The organism is Acinetobacter sp. GW821-FHT01E09 (assembly GCF_059422385.1).
The window spans coordinates 2,143,425-2,158,233 of record NZ_JBWKWU010000001.1; the positions used below are offsets into that span (position 1 = coordinate 2,143,425).

At 37.9% G+C, this 14,809-nt stretch carries 13 protein-coding genes; 5 read left to right on the forward strand and 8 right to left on the reverse strand.

The features are described 5' to 3' along the window. Window positions 1-230: 230 nt before the first annotated feature. The 3 genes from trmA to AC07U8_RS09750 form a co-directional block, all read right to left on the reverse strand. Window positions 231-1,313: a tRNA (uridine(54)-C5)-methyltransferase TrmA gene (trmA, locus tag AC07U8_RS09740; RefSeq protein ID WP_151803112.1), complete on the reverse strand. Its 1,083-nt coding sequence runs from the start codon at window positions 1,311-1,313 to the stop codon at window positions 231-233. Between the two features lie 162 nt (window positions 1,314-1,475). Then, window positions 1,476-2,375, reverse strand: a complete 900-nt coding sequence (locus tag AC07U8_RS09745; protein ID WP_004821316.1) for a LysR family transcriptional regulator — start codon at window positions 2,373-2,375, stop codon at window positions 1,476-1,478. Between the two features lie 88 nt (window positions 2,376-2,463). Further along, window positions 2,464-2,892: a guanosine-3',5'-bis(diphosphate) 3'-pyrophosphohydrolase gene (locus AC07U8_RS09750; RefSeq protein ID WP_494737771.1), complete on the reverse strand. Its 429-nt coding sequence runs from the start codon at window positions 2,890-2,892 to the stop codon at window positions 2,464-2,466. Window positions 2,893-3,013: 121 nt separating this feature from the next. On the opposite strand from AC07U8_RS09750, the gene AC07U8_RS09755 reads away from it, so the two are divergent. Further along, window positions 3,014-3,349 carry a hypothetical protein gene (locus AC07U8_RS09755; RefSeq protein ID WP_004720717.1) on the forward strand — a complete coding sequence of 112 codons (336 nt, stop codon included), beginning with the start codon at window positions 3,014-3,016 and terminating at the stop codon, window positions 3,347-3,349. A gap of 212 nt (window positions 3,350-3,561) precedes the next feature. Here AC07U8_RS09755 and AC07U8_RS09760 read toward each other — a convergent pair whose 3' ends face one another. Further along, on the reverse strand, window positions 3,562-4,515 hold the full coding sequence (locus AC07U8_RS09760; RefSeq protein WP_494737772.1) for a LysR substrate-binding domain-containing protein: 954 nt from the start codon (window positions 4,513-4,515) through the stop codon (window positions 3,562-3,564). Between the two features lie 345 nt (window positions 4,516-4,860). On the opposite strand from AC07U8_RS09760, the gene AC07U8_RS09765 reads away from it, so the two are divergent. The 3 genes from AC07U8_RS09765 to AC07U8_RS09775 all read left to right on the forward strand — a co-directional run bounded on the left by AC07U8_RS09765 (window position 4,861) and on the right by AC07U8_RS09775 (window position 8,956). Then, window positions 4,861-6,084 carry an acyl-CoA dehydrogenase gene (locus AC07U8_RS09765; protein WP_096734036.1) on the forward strand — a complete coding sequence of 408 codons (1,224 nt, stop codon included), beginning with the start codon at window positions 4,861-4,863 and terminating at the stop codon, window positions 6,082-6,084. A 248-nt stretch (window positions 6,085-6,332) separates the two neighbouring features. Further along, the gene (locus tag AC07U8_RS09770) at window positions 6,333-7,649 is read left to right on the forward strand and encodes an MFS transporter (RefSeq protein ID WP_494737773.1); all 1,317 of its coding nucleotides are present in this window, start codon (window positions 6,333-6,335) and stop codon (window positions 7,647-7,649) included. A gap of 77 nt (window positions 7,650-7,726) precedes the next feature. Next, window positions 7,727-8,956: a CaiB/BaiF CoA transferase family protein gene (locus AC07U8_RS09775; RefSeq protein WP_494737774.1), complete on the forward strand. Its 1,230-nt coding sequence runs from the start codon at window positions 7,727-7,729 to the stop codon at window positions 8,954-8,956. Between the two features lie 149 nt (window positions 8,957-9,105). Here AC07U8_RS09775 and ppk1 read toward each other — a convergent pair whose 3' ends face one another. The 4 genes from ppk1 to AC07U8_RS09795 all read right to left on the reverse strand — a co-directional run bounded on the left by ppk1 (window position 9,106) and on the right by AC07U8_RS09795 (window position 13,686). After that, a complete protein-coding gene (gene ppk1 / locus AC07U8_RS09780; protein ID WP_315078775.1) occupies window positions 9,106-11,211 on the reverse strand; it encodes a polyphosphate kinase 1 in 2,106 nt (701 codons plus the stop codon). A gap of 206 nt (window positions 11,212-11,417) precedes the next feature. Beyond that, entirely contained in the window at window positions 11,418-11,888 is a 471-nt protein-coding gene (locus AC07U8_RS09785) for a hypothetical protein (RefSeq protein WP_494737775.1), read from the reverse strand. A 95-nt stretch (window positions 11,889-11,983) separates the two neighbouring features. Continuing rightward, window positions 11,984-12,904 (reverse strand): ornithine carbamoyltransferase, encoded by a 921-nt coding sequence (gene argF, locus AC07U8_RS09790; protein ID WP_004720705.1) that lies wholly within the window; start codon window positions 12,902-12,904, stop codon window positions 11,984-11,986. A 128-nt stretch (window positions 12,905-13,032) separates the two neighbouring features. Further along, window positions 13,033-13,686, reverse strand: coding sequence for a TetR/AcrR family transcriptional regulator (locus AC07U8_RS09795; RefSeq protein WP_004720703.1), 654 nt, complete (start codon window positions 13,684-13,686; stop codon window positions 13,033-13,035). 236 nt (window positions 13,687-13,922) lie between these two features. Between AC07U8_RS09795 and prpB the strand changes: the two genes are divergently transcribed. Next, the gene (prpB, locus tag AC07U8_RS09800) at window positions 13,923-14,807 is read left to right on the forward strand and encodes a methylisocitrate lyase (RefSeq protein ID WP_004720700.1); all 885 of its coding nucleotides are present in this window, start codon (window positions 13,923-13,925) and stop codon (window positions 14,805-14,807) included. The last annotated feature ends 2 nt before the right edge of the window (window positions 14,808-14,809 follow it).

Genomic DNA, 14,809 nt, shown 5'->3' on the forward strand with positions numbered 1-14,809 from the left:
CACAACCTAACATAGTTCGAAATATAGCCGTTTTTTAATAAAATACAAGATCTGAGCGAAATAGATGGTCGAGTTATAGGCGGATTTTTTCGATGATTTGATATGTTTTAAACGGTTTGTTAAAAGGCCATGTTTTAAATGATTTATAACTTAATGATATATCAATAAATAATTTAAAGAAGTAGCTGCCATGCTAATTTACATGGCAGTCTAATCTTGTAATAAATTGTTTAAATTTTTTCGAGAAGAACCCCAGATTCTACATGATGGGTGTAGGGGAATTGATCAAACATCGCAAATTTCACAATTTTATGGGTCTTGAGCAAGGTTTTTAAATTGTCGTGCAATGTATCTGGATTGCATGAAATATAAAGAATACGTTGAAAACCTTGCAATAGCATTAATGTATCGTCATCAATCCCAGCACGTGGCGGATCAACAAAAACTGTATCAAACTCATAGCCCTGAATGTCTATTTCTGCTTCTTGTAAACGACGGAATTCACGTTCTCCGTTATAGGCTTGGGTAAATTCTTCTGCTGAAAGGCGTGCAACTTGAATATTGTCGATCTGATTCTGTTGAATATTCCACTGTGCCGCATAGACCGAAGATTTCGCTAATTCAGTTGCCAAAACACGGTTAAAACTCAAAGATAAGGGAAGGGTAAAGTTACCATTACCACAGTATAATTCGAGTAAGTCTTTATTTTTGCCTGCAACGGACTGACACGCCCACTGCAACATTTTTTGGCAAACTTGTGCATTGGGTTGAGTAAAGCTACTTTCGATTTGTTTATATTGAAATTTACGCTCAAAAACTTGTAATTCTTCCACAACAAATTCATCGGTTAAGACAACTTTTTGTCCGCGACTGCGACCAATGATTTTAACATTCAGCTTTTCAGCCAATTGTTTTGCTAAAACTTCCCATTCTTCACTCAGTGGCGCACGGTAAATCAATGAAACCAGCATTTCGCCCTTGAGCGTTGCTAGAAAATGCACTTCAAAAAGCCGTTTTGATAAGACTGAATTGGCTTTTAGCTCAGCCAATAAAACTGGCATAAGCTGATTTATACTTTGATCTGCGATCGGAAATTCATCGATACGAGCAACAGTTTTTTGTTGATTTTCATCTCGTTCAAACATGGCATAGAACATATCATCTTCAGTATGCCAAATTCGGAATTCTGCACGCATACGGAAGTTTTGTTCAGGTGAAGCAAATACTTCTAACGAAGGTGGATTAAATTCTGCGAATTGAGTTTGGATTCGTTCAATTTTGGCATCAAGCTGTTGTTGATAAGATGAAGTCATATAAATCAGAAAAACATTGGAATTAAGCAGTAGCGATGGTATCAAAAATAGCACCAGATGGACACCAGATTGCAGTCCATCTTTGTCAATTTATTTAGATCGGCTTGTCTATTGAAATAATCCTAGGATTCTTTAATCAAAGTGATGATGAAGATGAGTTGTTCAACACTTACTTAAGTGCTTAACCAAATAGTCAATAAAGACTCTTACCGCAGGGAGTAAGCCTCGGCGAGAAGGGTAAACAGCGTGAAAGATCCCGTGCGGTGCTTTCCATTCAGGTAAGACACGAACCAATTCGCCTGTGGCGACAAAATCATTAGCAATCGTATCTGGAAGTAAGGCAATACCACAATTTTGACTGGCTAATTTTGCCAGCATCATTAAATCCGACCCCATGAGTATCGGGTTAACTTTAATTTTTTTCTGTTGATTTTCACTATCATGTAACACCATTTGTTGATCTAAGTGCTCATCAACCATACTTAAAATTCGGTGTTCAGATAAATCTTCTGGTTTTTTGAGCATACCAAATTCATTTAAATAGGCTTGGCTTGCAAGAAGGTGCTGTTCAATATGTCCAAACTTTCTCAGCACTAAGCTCGGGTCATCGTCCAGATTTGCGCGGACACGCAAGGCAACATCAAAACCTTCATTGATGATATCTACTCGACGATTACTGACTAAAAGTTGTACTCTGATTTCAGGATAAGTTTTTAAAAAGTCAGGAAGGATTTTGGACAATTCACTTTGCGCAACGGTCACAGGTACACTGACTTTAATCACACCGCGTGGTTGTTCACTGAGATGATCGACCAGATCATGCGCTGATTGTGCTGCATTCATCATCACTTGGGCATGACGGTAAATATTCATGCCAATGTCTGTAACTGCGAAATGACGTGAACTTCGTTGAATTAAACGAACCCCTAATTTTTCTTCTAAATTATATACACGGCGACTGAGCTTGGATTTAGGAATATCCGTTGCACGTTCAGCCGCACTAAATCCCCCATGCTCTACAACTAAACCAAAGCAGTAAAAGTCATCCAAATCAGTGAGCATAAATACATTCCATAATTGCAACAATGACGCACTATTAAACTTAATTGTTGCATCAAGTCAACTTGTTAATTGTGAAAATTTTCTAAGATTAGGCATTGCTTGTCATGAGAATATTTTGAACTTGCTTATATTCTTCTAATCTTAAAAGGTCTTTAGTGGTCGGATGTGGAATACGGGTGATATCCATGTTATCAGCAACATCTGCCAGTTTTACCACACGTGCAATTGGATTTTTTACTGCACGGTAGGCGGCTTCGATTCTAGATTCACCTTCTTTTTTGGTCAAGGCAACAACGGCATCGACAATTTCTTGACTAAAGCCAAGTGAGATTAAATCGACCACAGTGGTATCAGTATCTTCCAAGATGTCATGTAATACAGCAACAATCTGTTGATTGGGTGTTTTAACTTTGAACATCAACCTCAGTGGGTGAAAAATATAAGGCTGTTGTGCTTTATCTTTTTGGCCTGCGTGTTTACGAGCTGCTAAAGCAATCGCTTTTTCAATCGTTGACATAATATCCTTAGCTTTGTTTCGTGTATTTATAAAATATGAAAAGCAATTTTAGATTTATCTAAAACGAGTGTTTAATTTCCCTAACTCGTTTAAAATACAATTTTATTCTGTTCCAAAGCGTATGCCATTTCAACTGATCACTTTAGAAAATTCTCAAGAAAATGTTACATGCCCACATTGCCAACATGCGGTCATTGATTGGAATGAAGAACAATATCTACAACCGTGTATTCATACCTTGTTTATTGCGATGGATTTGGGCTTTGAATATATTTCAGATGAATTTGAAGCGACCATGCCCCGTAGCGTCGATGAAATCCATGCTCATGATGATCAGGGGTTGAATATTTTCAATGAATTATCTGAGAGTAATTATCCTGATTACCTGATTTATAAAACAAGCTTAGGTGTTGTAGGAGATCAAGATTTTTATCGTTATATTGGGTTTAGCGCTTAAATTTTAAGATCTGTAGTCATTCATTTGTTTCTTTTAGCCTACTCTTATTAAAGATACTGTATAGATATTAAAAAATAGCGGAGTAGGCTTGTATTTTCTGTTGTAGGCGCTGTTCTTTTCATCTCCTACAGTTTGAGTTTTTTCATCACAATATAGAAGCTAAACGGCATTCTATAAATCTTGAACAAACTATTGTTTAACTCGAAATCGCATTATTTTAAAAAAGTACTTTGTGATTGTTCAACTTCTGTCAATAACCATTCAACAAATTTAGCAATGAGGGGTGTTTGCTGTTGTTCTGCATAGACAAAATAATAGGCACGTGAACCTTTTAGCTTAATTTCTGAGGCAATAATTAAATCACCTGAGCGCAGTTCTTTTTCTAGTAGTTTTTGTGGAATAAGCGCAACCCCCATATGATGTATGGCTGCCACCGCAAGCATCGAAAATAATTCATGCCGTTGTCCTTCTAATGCAAAAGGATGCTCATAACCAGAAACTTCAAACCACTCTTTCCAAATATAGGGGCGTGTGGTTTGTTGGAGTAAGGGCAGCGCGGCAATCTCTTCCGCCGTTAAGCTTCGACGTAAATCTCCGGAAGGCCCTCTTAGCTCTGGAAAATGCTTAAAAATTAACTCAGCAGAACACACAGGAACAACATCTTCATTCATTAAATAGTGGACTTTTGCACCCGGCCAATTTTCAATTTGTGCAGGTGTACCTGTATATATAGCGGCATCGAAAATATGCTCACTGAATAAAAAGGGTTTGGTACTGGTCTCTAAATGAATGGTAATTTCAGGATATATTTCATTGAACTTATACAGTCGGGGTAAGAGCCAACGTGTTGCAAATGTCGGTACAACCCCCAATTTTAGCGTACCGCCTAAACCTTTATGGCTCATTAAATCGAGTGTGCTTTGCTCAATGCCCAATAAATGAGCTTTGATGTTTTTATAATAATGTTCACCCGCTTGTGTTAATTCAACGCCATGCCGTGTTCTGTTAAATAGATTGAGTCCTAAAAAATCTTCGAGTTGTTGTACTTGGCGAGAGATGGCACTTTGAGTAAGATGCAGCTCTTGAGCTGCAAAGGTATAGCTTAGATGCTTGGCAGCCGCTTCAAAACATATCAATGATTGTAATGAGGGAATCATTCTACGCATATTCATTCCTTGAATATCAAAGTTTAATTAAGACTAAATTTAATCTATTCATATCAAGCAAAAAGAACTTAAAGCAAAGCAGATGTTTGCAATGAAACTTTCATCAAACCCCATGGTTTTACCTCAAATGAAAATTTATAAGAGGATGTAAAGATGATAAAAATCTGTTAAAAAGCCTCGTTTAATACCCGCATAATTGAACCGTAGTCATTGAGCGAGCCATATTATAAAAACACAAGATATGCGTAAATGGAATATCTGAGTGAGAATTAATCGTTTGAAAGTATGGATTTTCACACCTAACATCACTACTAAGACAACAAGATATGTTCAGCAAAGGATGCTATGAATCAAATGGTTAATTCTACAAAAACGGCACGTGTTCAATTTAACTGGCAAGACCCATTTTTATTGGAACAGCAACTTACTTCTGAAGAACGCATGATTCGTGATGCTGCTTATGCCTATTCACAAGACAAACTGATGCCAAGAGTTTTGGAACAATTCCGCCATGAAAAAACAGATGCTTCTATTTTTCGTGAAATGGGTGAGTTAGGTTTGCTGGGGCCGACAATCCCTGAAGAATACGGTGGTGCAGGTCTAAACTATGTCAGTTACGGTCTTATTGCCCGTGAAATTGAACGCGTAGATTCGGGTTATCGTTCAATGGCAAGTGTACAAAGCTCATTGGTGATGGTGCCTATCAATGAATTTGGTTCTGAAGAGCAAAAACAAAAGTACTTACCTAAATTAGCTACTGGCGAGTTTATTGGATGTTTTGGTCTAACAGAACCTGATCATGGTTCAGATCCAGGCAGTATGATCACCCGTGCCAAAAAGGTCGAAGGTGGTTATCGTCTGACTGGCGCAAAAATGTGGATTACCAATAGTCCAATCGCTGATGTATTTGTGGTCTGGGCGAAAGAAGTTTCTGCTGAAGGCAATGTCGGTGAAATTCGTGGCTTTATCCTAGAAAAAGGTTGGGAAGGACTTTCTGCACCTGCGATTCATGGCAAAGTTGGTTTGCGCGCATCGATTACCGGTGAAATTGTGATGGACAATGTTTTTGTTCCTGAAGAAAATGCATTTCCCGAAATTCGTGGTTTGCGTGGACCATTTACTTGTTTAAATAGTGCACGTTACGGTATTGCATGGGGCGCGATGGGGGCGGCAGAGTTTTGCTGGCACACGGCACACCAATATACGATGGATCGTAAACAATTTGGACGACCACTGGCTGCGAATCAATTGGTGCAAAAGAAACTTGCAGATATGCAAACTGAAATTGCTTTAGGGCTGCAAATCGCATTACGTTTTGGTCGTATGAAAGATGAAGGTATCGCTTCTGTTGAAGGCACTTCACTGATTAAACGCAACAATTGTGGTAAAGCTTTAGATATTGCGCGTGTTGCTCGAGACATGATGGGTGGTAATGGCATCAGTGATGAGTTTGGTGTCGCTCGTCATCTGGTCAATCTGGAAGTGGTTAACACCTATGAAGGTACCCATGATGTACATGCCTTAATTCTCGGGCGTGCACAAACTGGTATTGCTGCCTTTAGTAACTAAAAATTAACTGTTTTAAAACAGGGATGCTTAAATCTAGCATCCCTTGTAGGATTTTTTGCCTTAAATTTTATAAAAACTAAGGTAAAAATAAATCAATGATAAAAGGATTCATCGTGAAAAATATCTGATTATTCTTTTAACTCTCATACTTAACTCTAGATTGATGCAATAAAAATAACAAAGAAATAAGTAGAGAGAAAGATAAAAAGTGACCGATGACTCATTTGGGAAAATGAGGTAGAGGAAAAATGAACAATGATGTTCGATCAGTTACAACTTCAACAAAATTATCCATGCCATCCAATATTGGAACCTTTGAAAAAATAGGCCCAAATACTTGGAAATGGGCACTTTTATTCGCCTATTTCGCTATGGTCGTTGATGGCGTGGATATCATGTTGTTGTCCTATAGCTTAACCAGTTTAAAAGGTGAGTTTGCATTATCTACTTTTCAGGCAGGCGCTCTAGGCAGCGCATCTCTGGCTGGTATGGGGATTGGTGGAATTTTAGGGGGATGGGCATGTGATAAGTTTGGCCGCGTACGTACCATTGCTAATTCTGTATCGTTTTTCTCAGTTGCAACATGTTTGTTAGGCTTTACCCAAAGTTTTGAACAATTTATGGCATTACGATTTATTGGTGCACTAGGGATTGGGGCGCTTTACATGGCATGCAATACCCTTATGGCTGAATATGTTCCTACAACGTATAGAACTACGGTATTGGGTACATTACAAACCGGGCAAACCGTTGGATATATTGTTGCTACATTATTAGCAGGTGCGATTATTCCTGATCATGGTTGGAGAGTCTTGTTTTTTATCACGGTTATTCCAGCATTTATCAATATTTTCTTGCAACGCTTTGTACCTGAACCAAAGTCTTGGCAGCTCAACAAAATCAATCAGCTTCAAGGCAAAAAACCAGTTGAAGCTACAGTTCCCATGAAAGCAAAAAGTGGCAGTATTTATAAACAAATTTTTGCCAACTTTAAGCACCGTAAAATGTTTTTATTGTGGATGACTACGGCCTTCTTCTTACAATTTGGTTACTACGGAATCAACAATTGGATGCCAAGTTATCTAGAAACAGAAGTGCATATGAACTTTAAAAACATGACCAGCTATATGGTGGGTTCATATACAGCAATGATTCTAGGCAAGATCTTAGCGGGATATTTGGCAGATAAATTTAATCGTCGTGCAGTATTTGTGTTCGGTACCATAGCCAGCGCTGTCTTCTTACCTGTGATTATTATTTTTAATACGCCAGATAATATTTTGTACTTATTGATCACTTTTGGTTTCTTATATGGCATTCCTTATGGCGTAAATGCGACCTATATGGCGGAATCATTTTCTACCGATGTCCGAGGTACAGCAATTGGTGGTGCATATAACATTGGGCGAGTGGGTGCAGCTATTGCCCCAGCAACCATTGGTTTCCTTGCTTCGGGCGGAACATTTATGACGGCATTTATCGTGATGGGTGCAGCTTACTTTGTTGCAGGGGTACTGCCTGGCTTATTTATCAAAGATCGTCAATATGACCCCCAACAACAATAGTCAACGCTTGTTTAAACAGATTCAGTAAATCGTAAAATTAAGGAGTATTCGCTTACTCCTGACATAGAGGTAAACATATGGGTGCATTACAAGGAATTCGAGTTTTAGATCTGAGTCGAGTACTGGCAGGTCCGTGGTGTGGGCAAGTTCTTGCAGATCTAGGCGCCGAAGTGATTAAGATTGAACGCCCTAAAGTTGGTGATGATACCCGTATGTGGGGCCCGCCTTGGATGCTTGATCAACAGGGTAAAGCGACACGAGAATCTGGATACTATCAATCTGCGAATCGCAATAAATCCTCAGTGGCAATTGATATGGCAACGAAGGATGGGCAGCGATTACTACAACACATGGTGAAAACCGCAGATATTGTGATTGAAAACTTTAAAGCAGGTTCATTGAAAAAATATGGATTGGATTATGAAACGCTCAAGCATATTAATCCAAAATTGATTTATTGCTCTATCACTGGTTTTGGTCAAGATGGGCCGCGTGCAGAAGAACCGGGTTATGACTTTATCATTCAAGGTATGTCTGGCTTGATGAGTATTACTGGCGAGAAAGAAGGAGAGTTAGGGGCAAGTTCACAAAAAGTTGGTGTGGCGGTGGTTGATATTCAGACTGGACTATATGCAACAATTGCGATTCAGGCAGCACTGATTTCTCGTCAGCAAACAGGTGTTGGGCAGTATATTGATATGTCGTTGTTAGATGTACAGGTTGCTGGACTCGCCAACCAAGGTATGAACTATTTAAGTTCAGGTATCGCACCTCAACGAATGGGCAATCATCATCCCAATATTGTGCCTTATCAGACTTTTAAAGCGCAAGATAAGGAGTTTATTCTGGCCTGTGGCAATGATAAACAATTTAAAGATTTATGTATTGCGATTGGAAAACCTGAATTGTTAGATCAACCAAACTATCTCCGTAATCAAGATCGGGTGAAATATCGTCAAGAATTGGTTGCTTTGTTGTCTGAATATTTTTTATCAAATACCGCGAAGCATTGGGTCGATGCAATTCATGCAGTGAAAGTACCTGTTGGCGTGATTAATTCTGTTGCAGATGCTTTAGATGAACCCCAAATTCAATATCGTAAAATGGTGGTCAATATTCCACATACAGATAATCCTGATTTTAATGTGATTGGTTCACCGATTAAAATGACAGGAACGCCTGTTGAATATCGTAATGCACCACCACGCTTAGGGGAGCATACCAAAGCGATTTTAGAAGAATTTTGTTCAGATGATGAATTGTTAAAGTTAAAGCAACAAGGGGTTATTGAGGGTATTGGTTTATAGTCATCTGATTTTAAAGAATATTGAAATCAACGCATAGGATCAATCAAAGTGATAGCTTGATTAGGGTGCTGCAATGCCGCATTAATCATTCAAACCCTCCTTTTTAAGGAGGATTGTTATGAATTATTGATAATAACAATATGAAAGAATTACGCTGTAGTGGGAATAATCCGTTGTTGCATCAACACCTGTTGGGCAATATAAGGTTTTTCATCATCTTTAGGTTGAACTGCATGCCATTGATCATTGGCATCGAGTTCCCAAGCACGAATATTGTCCTTTAAATAACTGAGTAGCCCATATTCAATAATCTGTTTTTTAAGCTTTTTATCTTCAATTGGAAAGCAAGTTTCGACCCGAGAAAATAAGTTTCGACCCATCCAGTCAGCACTTGCGCAGTATAAGTCCTCATTGGCATCATTATAAAAATAATAAACACGAGTATGTTCTAGGAAGCGCCCGACAATAGAACGAACTTTAATATTTTCCGAAAGTCCTTCAATTTGTGGTCTTAAACAACAAATCGAACGAATAATCAGCTCTATTTTAACCCCAGCTTGAGATGCTTTATACAAAGCTGTAATCAGCTTAGGTTCAGTCAATGCATTGACTTTAATGATGATACGGGCTTTTTTACCCGCTTTTGCATGTGCTGTTTCTTGCTCAATCAAATGTAACAGCTGAGAGTGTAAGGTGAAGGGGGCATGAAAGAGTTTTTTTAACTTTAACAATTTACCCATACCTGTCAGCTCTTGGAAGATCTTATGTACGTCTTCACAAATTTCATCATTTGTAGTCAGTAAACCATAGTCGGTATACATCCGTGCATTTCCAGCATGGTAGTTGCCTGTGCCAAGGTGTACATAACGTTTAAGTTTGTCGATTTCACGTCGCACAATTAAAATCATTTTGGCATGGGTTTTATAACCGACAATACCATACACCACAACTGCGCCAGCTTCTTGTAGAAGATTTGCGACGATAATATTGGATTCTTCATCAAAACGCGCACGTAATTCGATAATCGCTGTAACTTCTTTCCCATTGCGAGCAGCTTCTGCCAGCACTTGTACAATTTCTGAGTCTGGACCACTACGATATAAAGTTTGTTTAATTGCTAAAACATTGGGGTCTTTTGCCGCTTCTTTGAGTAGATTGATAACGGGCTGGAAAGAATCAAATGGATGATGTAATAGCAAATCTTGCTTGCTTAATATTTCAAATATTTTATTTGAATTTCTTAAGGCTTTGGGAATAACGGCTTGATAAGGCTTAAACCTTAATTCTGGAATATCAAAATCAGTAATTAGACGTGTTAAATTGACAGGGCCATTCACTTGATAAAGATGTTGTGGATCTAAATCAAATTGTTCTAATAAATAATTATTAATTGAATTTGGGCAATTATCTGCGATTTCTAAACGAACTGCACGACCAAAACGACGTGAAGACAATTCATCTTTCAATGCCACTGCCAAATCATCGACATCTTCTGCCAAAGTTAAGTCAGCATTACGGGTGACACGGAATTGATAGCATCCGGTTGCCGTCATGCCGGGGAACAAATCACTGATATGCTGTTGGATAATGGCTGACAATAAAATGTAATGTTCTGCGCCGTTTGTGAGCTCGTTTGGTAAGCGTACAACACGCGGTAAGGAACGAGGTGCGGGTACAATGGCCAGTTCAATCTGACGACCAAAAGCATCTTTTCCTTCTAAGGTGACAATAAAGTTTAAGCTTTTATTAACCAAACGCGGAAAAGGGTGAGCAGGATCTAAGCTAATTGGTGTTACAACAGGTTGTACTTGTTTAAAAAAGTAATTTTTAATCCATTCCGCGTGTTTTTCTAAAATATCATTATATTGGATGAATTTGACGCCATAGTTTTCTAACTCAGGCAATAACACATGGTTTAAGGTGTCGTATTGCTCTTGAATCGCAAGATGTGCGTTATGTGAAATTTGCTCAAGAATGACTTCGTTTGGAATACCATCTGGCGCTGTGGTAATGGTTTTGAAGTCCAGTTGTTTCATTAATCCAGCGACACGAATTTCAAAAAACTCATCTAAATTACGTGAAAAAATAATGAGAAAATTCAATCGTTCAAGCAGAGGATGAGTTTCATCTTTTGCTTGGGCTAACACACGTTTATGAAATTCCAGTAAGGAAATTTCACGATTAATATAGCTGCTAGAGCTATGTTGAAATTCAGGCGTGGTTAAACTTTTTGAAGCGGGCATGATCTGCGTCATTTGAAACTGTCTTAACGACCTTGAAGGGCATAGTAAGTATTCTACATGACAAAATTGTTACAGATAGTTAAAATTTTGAAAATTGTCTTAATCTTAAACGATTAAAAAATATTAATTTTTTAATCGTTAGATCAACTTGAAAAAAACCGAATCTGCTTAGACAAAATGTGAACTGATACAATGCACCAAGACAATATGATTACAAATTAAAATTTGCATTGCTCATTTTTGAGTTTTAGCTCATATGCTTTCTGTTCAGACATCAGTTTTATTTTTACATAATAAGGATTTTGACGTTGGAATTCATTTTCAAAAAGTAAATGACAATTTTCAAGCATTCCTTCCATCAAAAGTTGCTGAGTTTTTTCTTTACCCATGCTATTTGAAAACTGATTAAAATCTTTAGATGTAATTAAACCTTGCAAATCAACATGATCATCATACATATGAATTTTCTCAATCACTGTGTTTTGGTCGACTTGTACAGGCAGCACGCGAGAGTCTTCTTCACTTAACGCAGTTAAAACATCATCTAAATTTTGTTGATCTATAATTTTATAATCCTGTCCAATCAAATTCTTTTGAATCAAATAATCATCTAATTCAGTTGCATAACTACTTTGAGAAATGAGCATGTACACTGACATTGCGAATAAAGGAATTATTTTAAATTTCATTTGAATTATACACATATTAAAAATATGGATTTTATTATACTGAAACAAAAAATAAGCACCATAGTTGGTGCTTATTTATCTTAAAACAAAACAAATTAGTCTTTGTTTAAATTTTCATTGATTAAAAATTCAACCAAGGCTTTTTGTGCGTGTAGGCGATTTTCTGCTTCATCCCAAACCACAGCGTTTTTGTGATCCAGCATATTTTCAGAAACTTCTTCACCGCGATGTGCAGGTAGGCAATGCATAAATAGACAATCTGGATGTGCTAAATCCATTAATTTTTCATTCACTTGATACGCAGCAAACGCTTTTTCACGAATTTTTTGTTCTTCTTCTTGGCCCATACTTGCCCAAACATCCGTCACGATCAGATCTGCATTGACCGCTGCGTCTTCTGCTGATTCAAAAAGTTCTACGCAATGTGCAAATTCTGAAAGAAATTCAGGTTTTGGTTCATAACCTTTCGGTGACGCGATTTTTAACTTAAAGCCCCACATATGCGCAGCTTCAATATATGAATTACACATATTGTTGCCATCGCCAATCCAAGCCACAGTTTTGCCATTGATCGAACCACGATGTTCAACAAATGTTTGTACATCCGCAAGTAGCTGGCAAGGGTGGTGGTCATCAGTTAATGCATTGATAACCGGGACTGTTGAATATTCAGCAAAACGTTCAACAATATCATGACCAAATGTACGAATCATCACGATATCAAGCATGCTCGATATCACACGTGCAGAATCTTCAATTGGCTCACCACGACCCAATTGAGTGTCGCGTGATGAAAGAAAAATTGCACTGCCTCCAAATTGGCTCATACCAGCTTCGAAAGATACACGAGTACGGGTACTCGACTTTTCAAAAATCATCCCCATGACTTTTCCAACAAAGGGTTGAAATACTTCGTTGTTGTGCTGTTTTCGCTTTAACTCTTGAGCACGTTCAATGATACGGTTAAGTTCAGCAGTGGATAAATCACGTAAAGTAAGAAAATGTCGTAGAGCCATGGTTACTCCACAATAATTGTTTAGTCAAAACCAATAGGGAAATTGACCAACAATTCATTGTTGGTGGTTGATGAAAATAAAAAGGAGAATCAGCTAATATACTATATGAATATGAAAACGCAAAAAAATTAGACCTTTTGATGGCCCTCTAAGAAGCGATCTACACAATAACTTACGCAATTGAATATTTCTTGATCAGATTCTTTGATTTCAATCCCCATTAAAATTCGCCATTCTAAATTTCTAAGAATTCCAAAATAAAATTGTGCTGAAAATAAAGGATTTGCACAGGTTAATATTTGATTTTCTACACAACGTTCTAAGGCACATGCAATAGAGTGTTGTACTTGCTTAGGTCCTTTTTCATGAATATAGACGGCCAATTGTGGGTCTTTTTGTGAACGTTCTAAGACCAAGCGTATAAAAGCAATATTTTCAGGAATGATCATATGCTTATAAAAGTTAATCAAGGTATTGATCAAATATGCTCTGAGCTCATTCAACGCGGGGTTAAATGGAATGCAGATATCTTTAAAGAATAAATCACGACGATAGTCACAGATCGCTGTAAATAGACCTTCTTTACTACCAAAATATTTGTAAATCGAGGCTTTTGACCCGCCTGCATGATTCACGATGTCATCTAAAGATACCGCATCATAACCATGCTCTAAAAAAAGATCGTTTGCACTAATCAGTAATGCCAAGCGACGTTCATGCCCACGTTTAGTTTGTGGAAAATCACATCCTGTAGCTTCAACTTGTGCTAAATCTTCGTTCATAAATTACTGAGGAAAAATGGGTTGCCACTATTATATCAAAGATGTCAATAAATTTCTTAGCAAACGTGCTATTGGAAAAAATGATTAAAAAAAGTGCATAAAAATGAAAAAATGAATCAAAATTCATTTTTCTTTGACTAAAGTTTTAGAGTAATATACCTAAATGGTCATATGCGAAATATAAATTATGGCTATACTCAAAACTCAATAAACAAGTGACCACTGTGGAAGGGAATATGACACAACAGACGTCTGCAGGCTTAAGATTTAGACAAGCTCTAGAAGTGGAAAAACCATTACAAATCATTGGTACAGTCAACGCTTATGCAGCGATGATGGCGAAACAGGTGGGTTATAAAGCCATCTATCTTTCAGGTGCTGGTGTGGCAAACTATTCTTATGGTTTACCTGATTTAGGGATGACCAGCTTAGACAACGTATTGGAAGATGTTCGTCGTATTACAGAACGTGTAGATACACCATTACTTGTTGATATCGATACAGGTTGGGGTGGTGCATTTAATATTGCACGGACAATTAAACAAATGATTAGTGCTGGTGCGGCAGCTGTCCATATAGAGGACCAAGTTGCACAAAAGCGTTGTGGTCATCGTCCAAATAAAGAAATTGTTTCTCAACAAGAAATGGTTGATCGTATTAAAGCAGCAGTTGATGCAAAAACAGATTCAAACTTTGTTGTGATGGCGCGTACAGATGCATTGCAAAAAGAAGGTTTGCAAGCCGTGATTGATCGTGCTTGTGCATGTGTCGAGGCGGGTGCTGATGCGATCTTTGCTGAAGCAATGACCGACATTACCATGTATAAAACAGTCTGTGATGCAGTAGGTGTTCCTGTTCTTGCAAATATTACAGAGTTTGGTGATACACCTTATTACACCACCCAAGAGTTAGCTGAACAGGGCATCAGCATGGTGCTATATCCATTGTCTGCAACACGTGCAATGCAAAAAGCAGCCCTCGAAGTTTTTCGTTCAATTCGTGAAAATGGTACACAAGTTAATGTACTGGATAGCATGCAACAACGAAAAGAACTTTACGAATTCCTTGATTATCACACTTTCGAAAACACTCTAGATAAACTGTTCACCCAGGAGAAATAATA

Coding starts and splice junctions, on each gene's coding strand:
- AC07U8_RS09760 (WP_494737772.1), bottom strand. CDS start 4,515: ATGCGTAGAATGATTCCCTCATTACAATCATTGATATGTTTTGAAGCG.
- AC07U8_RS09755 (WP_004720717.1), top strand. CDS start 3,014: ATGCCATTTCAACTGATCACTTTAGAAAATTCTCAAGAAAATGTTACA.
- AC07U8_RS09775 (WP_494737774.1), top strand. CDS start 7,727: ATGGGTGCATTACAAGGAATTCGAGTTTTAGATCTGAGTCGAGTACTG.
- prpB (WP_004720700.1), top strand. CDS start 13,923: ATGACACAACAGACGTCTGCAGGCTTAAGATTTAGACAAGCTCTAGAA.
- AC07U8_RS09765 (WP_096734036.1), top strand. CDS start 4,861: ATGAATCAAATGGTTAATTCTACAAAAACGGCACGTGTTCAATTTAAC.
- AC07U8_RS09770 (WP_494737773.1), top strand. CDS start 6,333: ATGAACAATGATGTTCGATCAGTTACAACTTCAACAAAATTATCCATG.
- AC07U8_RS09745 (WP_004821316.1), bottom strand. CDS start 2,375: ATGCTCACTGATTTGGATGACTTTTACTGCTTTGGTTTAGTTGTAGAG.
- argF (WP_004720705.1), bottom strand. CDS start 12,904: ATGGCTCTACGACATTTTCTTACTTTACGTGATTTATCCACTGCTGAA.
- ppk1 (WP_315078775.1), bottom strand. CDS start 11,211: ATGACGCAGATCATGCCCGCTTCAAAAAGTTTAACCACGCCTGAATTT.
- AC07U8_RS09785 (WP_494737775.1), bottom strand. CDS start 11,888: ATGAAATTTAAAATAATTCCTTTATTCGCAATGTCAGTGTACATGCTC.
- AC07U8_RS09795 (WP_004720703.1), bottom strand. CDS start 13,686: ATGAACGAAGATTTAGCACAAGTTGAAGCTACAGGATGTGATTTTCCA.
- AC07U8_RS09750 (WP_494737771.1), bottom strand. CDS start 2,892: ATGTCAACGATTGAAAAAGCGATTGCTTTAGCAGCTCGTAAACACGCA.
- trmA (WP_151803112.1), bottom strand. CDS start 1,313: ATGACTTCATCTTATCAACAACAGCTTGATGCCAAAATTGAACGAATC.